This window comes from Ureibacillus manganicus DSM 26584, assembly GCF_000772945.1.
In the GTDB taxonomy this organism is placed as follows: domain Bacteria; phylum Bacillota; class Bacilli; order Bacillales_A; family Planococcaceae; genus Ureibacillus; species Ureibacillus manganicus.
On the sequence record NZ_JPVN01000035.1, the window covers coordinates 23,403 to 30,156 of the forward strand.

Annotated in this window: 7 protein-coding genes; 3 read left to right on the forward strand and 4 right to left on the reverse strand. The window is 35.8% G+C overall.

The window, feature by feature from the left end:
• Positions 1-5: 5 nt before the first annotated feature.
• The 3 genes from CD29_RS17830 to CD29_RS17840 form a co-directional block, all read right to left on the reverse strand.
• Complete coding sequence (locus CD29_RS17830) at positions 6-785, reverse strand: cyclase family protein (protein WP_036189962.1); 780 nt, start codon at positions 783-785, stop codon at positions 6-8.
• An 18-nt stretch (positions 786-803) separates the two neighbouring features.
• Positions 804-1,586, reverse strand: a complete 783-nt coding sequence (locus CD29_RS17835) for a TrmB family transcriptional regulator (RefSeq protein ID WP_081976311.1) — start codon at positions 1,584-1,586, stop codon at positions 804-806.
• Positions 1,587-1,833: 247 nt separating this feature from the next.
• Entirely contained in the window at positions 1,834-3,027 is a 1,194-nt protein-coding gene (locus CD29_RS17840; protein ID WP_036189966.1) for an MDR family MFS transporter, read from the reverse strand.
• 228 nt (positions 3,028-3,255) lie between these two features.
• On the opposite strand from CD29_RS17840, the gene CD29_RS17845 reads away from it, so the two are divergent.
• Both CD29_RS17845 and CD29_RS17850 read left to right on the forward strand, forming a co-directional pair.
• Positions 3,256-4,215, forward strand: coding sequence for a TIGR01212 family radical SAM protein (locus tag CD29_RS17845; protein ID WP_036189968.1), 960 nt, complete (start codon positions 3,256-3,258; stop codon positions 4,213-4,215).
• Positions 4,212-4,796 (forward strand): class I SAM-dependent methyltransferase, encoded by a 585-nt coding sequence (locus CD29_RS17850; RefSeq protein WP_036189970.1) that lies wholly within the window; start codon positions 4,212-4,214, stop codon positions 4,794-4,796. The genes CD29_RS17845 and CD29_RS17850 overlap by 4 nt, the downstream gene beginning before the upstream one ends.
• A gap of 103 nt (positions 4,797-4,899) precedes the next feature.
• Here the strand turns inward: CD29_RS17850 and CD29_RS17855 are convergent, their stop codons facing one another.
• Complete coding sequence (locus CD29_RS17855; protein WP_036189972.1) at positions 4,900-5,703, reverse strand: alpha/beta hydrolase; 804 nt, start codon at positions 5,701-5,703, stop codon at positions 4,900-4,902.
• Between the two features lie 120 nt (positions 5,704-5,823).
• Between CD29_RS17855 and CD29_RS17860 the strand changes: the two genes are divergently transcribed.
• Positions 5,824-6,336: a gamma carbonic anhydrase gene (locus tag CD29_RS17860; protein ID WP_036189974.1), complete on the forward strand. Its 513-nt coding sequence runs from the start codon at positions 5,824-5,826 to the stop codon at positions 6,334-6,336.
• Positions 6,337-6,754 lie beyond the last annotated feature (418 nt).

The following is a 6,754-nucleotide window of genomic DNA, read 5'->3' on the forward strand; positions in this document are numbered from 1 at the left end:
TCCCCCTAGTCTTCTAATATTGCTACTGGACGAACCCAACCTGCACTTGCTTTATAAATAGAGATTGGTATACAAACTACTTTAAATCCAAATGGAGGTAGCTTATCAAGATTTGCCATTTTTTCAATTTGGCAATATTCCTTATGCATCCCTACACGATGAGCTTCCCAAATGACACTTGGATCTTGTGTTTTCTTAAATTTCTCAGCTATCATGTCAAATGGAATGTCAAAGCCCATTGCATCTGTACCGATAATTTTTACCCCTTTATCGATTAAATAATGCGTTGCTTCTGCACTCATTCCAGGAAAATGAGAATAATACTCTGCTGTACCTAACTTCTTATCTGCATCAAATCGTAAGAAAACAATATTGCCTTCTTTAATCTCATAATCTACCTTTTCTAAATAGTTTTGAATGTCTTCAACTGTTACTGTTTGTCCAGGTACCATATGTGTAAAGTCAAAAACGAAACCTTCTCCAAAGAACCACTCTAAAGGCAATTCATCTATCGTCCGAGCAGGTTTGCCATCAGTTGTAGGATAATAATGATATGGAGCATCTAAATGTGTACCAGAGTGTGTCGTAAGTGTAACGGATTCATTAGCCCAGCCATAACCATTAGGTAAGTCTTTTTCTTCACAACCTAATACTTGCGTAATTTGTGGAACAGTATCTAAATGGCTTTGATATTCAATTTCAGCAGTTAAAACTTTGTTAATAGGATTTTTTAATTCCTCTGGATTAGGATTTTTTAATGTTACTGATAAATCAACAATTCTCATTTCTTTTCCCCCTATGTTTTACATTTTTATTAACCCGCTTAAGTCTTCTCCATATTTTTTAGTCGTTTCCTTGTTAAGATCTTTGATTAATCTATTGATATAAATGTCGTGTCGTATGTAATTTAAAGTAGTATGGACGACTGCGAGATTACTAGTAAACACTGAATAAGTGTTTTCATGGTCAAATTGACAATTACCAACCTTTTGCTCATCAACAACGATATTAAACTCTCTAACATGTCTTTCCCGCACAATATCAAGTTCAAAATGCACCGTGTTATTCCATTCAATTTCCTTAGATGGTGGGTCAAATAATAGTGAAACGATTTTTACATTTCTCTCATGAGCTGCAACTAAATCTTCATAAAGAATTGCAAAAATCTCATTCCAACCACAGAGATAAATAGAATTATTACTTTTTTGTATTAAATGTTTTATAGTATCAATCGCAGTCTCATAATCAGTCATTTGATATAACTCATCTACCACTAGATGTTCGACACTACGCTTTTGTACATTTTTCAATTCTGTTTTCAGTAAAGTTAAATTCTCCAGAAAATCCGAAGAATATCTTTCTATCAATTTTGAATATGGAACTGGTGTGTACATTACTCTTGAATGATTTTTACCATCTCCATAAACAACTGAAATCATTTCTTTTTCAACCATTTTTTTTAGACAACTATATACCTTGGCGCCTGGAACTCCAGATAGGTTTGCTATCATATTGCCGTTTAACGGACTAGACTTTAGTAGAGCGAGATAAATTTTCGATTCGTATTCCGTAAAATCCAATTTCATTAATGCTTGAATAATCGAGTGACTTGTTTCGTTCGCTACAATTTTTCTATCCCCCCTTGTTTGTCAAATTATATGAATGCTCTTTCATACCTATGTCACTACCTTGGTTGTAAAATGAATTTTTTTTATTTATTATTTTTGGATATTATATAGCACAAGCTATTTCAATCTATTTTTTTATAAACTTAAATACAAAAAAGCAAGAATGTTAACATTAACATTCTTGCTCTGTAGAAACTTTTAGCTATTAATATTTCTGAGTTTTGTTTGCTTTTTTTAACGGCCAATCATAAAGTAAACATGGAATAATCGCAATAATGAATATGATGCAAAGTACCCATAGTAGTATTTCCATATTAAACTGATCGACCATTATTCCACCGAAAAATGGACCAATCATACGACCAATAGAACCAGCACTAGTAACTACTCCTTGATACATCCCTTCAAGGCCTTTCGGTGCTAAACGATTCGCAATTGCAGGAATCGCTGGCCATACAAGAATTTCACCTATTGTGATAATGATCATTGCAACAGCGAAAATCGTGAATTCTTCTGCAAACTGAATAACGACAAAGGAAAGCATCATAATCATGACACCAACTACTAATTGTGATTTGATCTTATGTTCGTATCGATTGAGTAATGGGCTTGCCAATGGTTGAAGCGTAATAATTAGTAGACCATTGATCGTCCAAACTAAACCATATTCTCGTAAACTAATACCTAACCCTTGCATGTGAGATGGCATTGTGGAAGCCCATTGAGAGTAAGCAATGGTTGCTAATAAAAAGACAGAACTTACAATTAGTAAAGAATAGAATGGAGACCTGTCTTTAGTTTTGCCTTCTTCTACACCATTAGATTTTTCTCTTTTATCTCTGGATGCTGCACTTGCTTCTAAATTTCGGTAGCCAAAAAAGGCTATTAAGAAGAAAACGATGTACATTACTAAATTAGACATAAAAATATAGGTGAAACTAAACTCCGCTATCGGACCCGCTAAAGCTGGACCAATCGCAACACCAACATTTTGCGCGATATACATCGTATTAAATCCTCGTCTACCACCTTCTGGCCAGAGCACACCTACCATCGCAAACATAGATGGGAATACAATACCACTACCAAATCCCATAATAGTTAAAAAGATGACATAATGTGGCCAACCATGCCATATTGTCAAACCTGTTAAAGCAAATATTGTAATACTAATTCCTAGCATGATAGATTTATAACCGCCGATTCGGTCAAACAAAAATCCACCTATTAAACTACCTAAAACCCCTGCGCCGGAGTTGATCATTAATATTAAACCAGCAACCGTTAACGTTTGACCTAGATGATCATGAATATAAATCGAATTAATAGGCCAAATGAGTGAGTTACCAATATTATTTACTAGCATTCCGATAACTAAAAGCCATATACTTTTTGGCATGAAGTTTCCTCCAATTTTGAATCTAAAGCTGATATGTTATTCATAAAAATATTAATTCTCATATCCGCCAAAAAATAATAGTATTCTTCTTTAACCAAAAGCACAAGAAAAAGTTATAATAAGATAGTTGAAAATGCAAAGACATTTCAAAAGGTGTAATGAATTTTCAGAATCGTTGTAATGCCAGGTACTCTTAGATGCTGGCACAAGTCTTAGAGGAGTGAAAAAATGACAGAACATACTTTTCCCTTTCCTTCAGATGGGAAGCGTTATTATACATGGAATCGATATTTAAGAGATACATTTGGACATAAAGTTTACAAGGTAGCATTAGATGCTGGCTTTGATTGTCCAAATCGAGATGGCACAGTGGCATTTGGAGGTTGTACGTTTTGTAGTGCTGCAGGAAGTGGAGACTTTGCTGGAGATCGTGTAGATCCAATTCCTGTTCAATTTGAAAAAATAAAATCTAAAATGCAGGAAAAATGGAAAGATGGTAAAACGATGGCTTACTTCCAAGCCTATACAAATACCCATGCCCCACTTCCAGTTTTAAAGGAAAAGTTTGAAGCTGCACTGGCATGCGAAGGTGTGATGGGTCTAAGTATCGCAACAAGACCTGATTGCTTACCAGATGATGTTGTCGAATATTTAGCAGAACTCAATGAAAGAACATACCTGTGGGTGGAGCTTGGACTTCAAACGGTACACGAAAAAACAGCGAATTTAGTAAACCGCGCACATGACTACCCAACTTACGTTGAAGGAGTTGAAAAACTCCGTAAACATGGGATTAGAGTTTGTACTCACATCATTAATGGTTTACCTTTAGAAGACTATGACATGATGATGGAGACAGCTCGTGAAGTTGCAAAGCTTGATGTGCAAGGGATTAAAATTCACCTTTTACATCTATTAAAAGGAACTCCTTTAGTAAAACAGTACGAAAAAGGTATGCTCGAATTTCTTGAAAAGGATCAGTATATTAAGCTAGTTGCAGATCAGTTAGAAATACTTCCTCCAGAGATGATTGTTCATCGTATTACTGGAGATGGACCCATTGATTTAATGATTGGCCCTATGTGGAGTGTTAATAAGTGGGAAGTACTAAATGGCATTGATGCAGAGCTAGAACGACGTGGAAGCTGGCAGGGGAAATACTACACGCAGGAGTTATCTAAGGAATGAAATTGCAGCGCGTTTTACAATATGCGAAGTTTTTACTTGCAGAATCGATAGAAGAAGGCGAAATTGCCGTTGATGCTACTGCAGGAAACGGTCATGATACTTTATATTTGGCTGAAATCGTTGGAGAGAATGGACATGTCTATTCCTTTGATATTCAGCAGGAAGCTATTGATGCAACAACTAATCGCTTAATTGACCATCAATTAGACAAACGTGCGACCGTAATATTAGATGGTCATCAACATGTCGCAAAGTACGTGACAGAGACGATTGCTGGTGCGGTTTTTAATTTAGGCTACTTACCTGGTGCCAATCATGAGATTATTACAACAGGTGAAACAACTATTCAAGCGATTGAAAGTTTACTAAGTCTATTAAAATTGAATGGCATCATTGTTCTAGTGATTTATCACGGACATGAAGGTGGAAAAACCGAAAGAGACGCTGTACTAAACTATGTTAGCAACTTACCTCAAAAGTATTTCCAAGTATTAAAATACGAATTTCTTAATCAAAAAAATGATCCACCATTTATCGTAGCTATTGAGAAAACTAGAAAGACACATTTCGACCCAAAATAGGTCGAAATGGTGTTCTTTCTTATGCGGATTTCCGCCATTCCGCCAAAAAAAACTGCCTGTAGAGTCACAACTTTGACTCTATGGCAGTTTTTTTCATATAACCTTATTCCACAATATATCCTAAAGATCGTACGGTGTTATTGATAAAATCTCTCACATAAAAATATACTTGCTCACGTTCTGAATCATGAAATAGATTATGATAGCTTATCGGCCATTCTTTATACTGCATATCATTAGATGCTTGCGATAAAAGCCATTTTCTCGACGGATCGGGATCAGTTATTTTATCATGCTTTGCTGTCATTAAAAGTATTGGCAAAGATAACGTACTTACTTGATGTGAAGTTAGATTTTTCAACAATAACTGGATTTCTTTATACCAACTTACTGTGACACTTGTTTTATATACGATTTCATCTTCCATTTCTTGATAGCCATCTAGGCTATTGGTTAACGCTTTTTTATTAAAGTCTAATGTTACTTTCATATTAGATGTTAACGTTCCCAAGTTTGCTAAAGCATTTGTTAGTAAATTGGCATGTCTTTGCATCGATAACCACGGCGAGCTTAATATCAAACCAGCACATTCCACTTTACTTTTCTTCAAGTATTGAATTGCAAGCGCACCACCTAATCCATGGCCTATGATAAAAACAGGTAATTCATAAGATAAGGCATTTTTCATTAGCGGTTCAATAAACTCTAAATATTCGTTCACTGTTTTATCATGAATTCTAGCATACTTTGATTCCTCTCCATGCCCAGGGAGATCCCCCATCAGGATAATATTCCCATCTTGTCTTAACTTTTCGATCAACCATGCATACCAACGATGATGCTCGAACGCACTATGTATAATAACAACAACCGCTTTTGGTTGCCCTTCAGCTTCCCATTTCCACATTTCTTTTCCTCCTACCCACATCCGAAACAAATATGGGCATTCATAACTTACTGTTTCCTTTTAACTAATCTATTTGTTAGGATTATAATATAATTTTACTTCGAAATGAGGAGTTTTTCGATGATTTACCCATATAAAGATAAAAATCCTAAAATAGACCCAACCGTATATCTTGCAGATAATGTAGTTATTACAGGTGATGTGACTATTGGGGAAGATACTACAATTTGGTTTAATACGGTTATTCGCGGTGATGTAGCTCCAACAATAATCGGTAAACGTTGTAGTATACAAGATTTAAGTTGTTTGCATCAAAGTCCAAATAAAGCTTTAATTATTGAGGATGAAGTAACTGTTGGCCATCAGGTAACGTTACATAGTTGTGTGGTTCGAAAACGTGCTTTAATCGGTATGGGAGCGATTATTCTTGACGGTGCAGAGGTTGGAGAAGGGGCAATTGTTGGTGCTGGAAGTATAGTACCACCTGGGAAGAAAATTCCTCCAAATACTGTTGTCATGGGGAATCCAGCAAAAGTTGTACGTGAAGTAACTCCTGAAGATCGGGAAGATATGGACCGAGTTATTCGAGAATATATTGAAAAAGGGCAATATTATAAATCGCTAGTGAAATAAACATTACTTAACTTATTAAAGCACTTTCTTGCTCGCTTTCGGTTGCAAAAGGTCTTCATATCTGTATGAAGGCCTTTTCTCGATTGTTTTTGAACGCAAAAGGTCTTCATCGCCTTTATGAAGACCTTTTCCCTCTTGTTTTCGGTCGCAAAAGGTCTTCATCACCTTTATGAAGACCTTTTTCAACTCATTTTCGGTCGCAAAAGGTCTTCATCGCCTTTATGAAGATCTTTTCCCTCTTGTTTTCAAACGTAAAAGGTCTTCATCACCTTTATGAAGACCTTTTCCCTCTTGTTTTCGAACACAAAAGGTCTTCATCGCCTTTATGAAGACCTTTTCCCTCTTGTTTTCAAACGTAAAAGGTCTTCGTCACCTTTATGAAGACCTTTTCCCTCTTGTTTTCGAACACAAAAGGTCT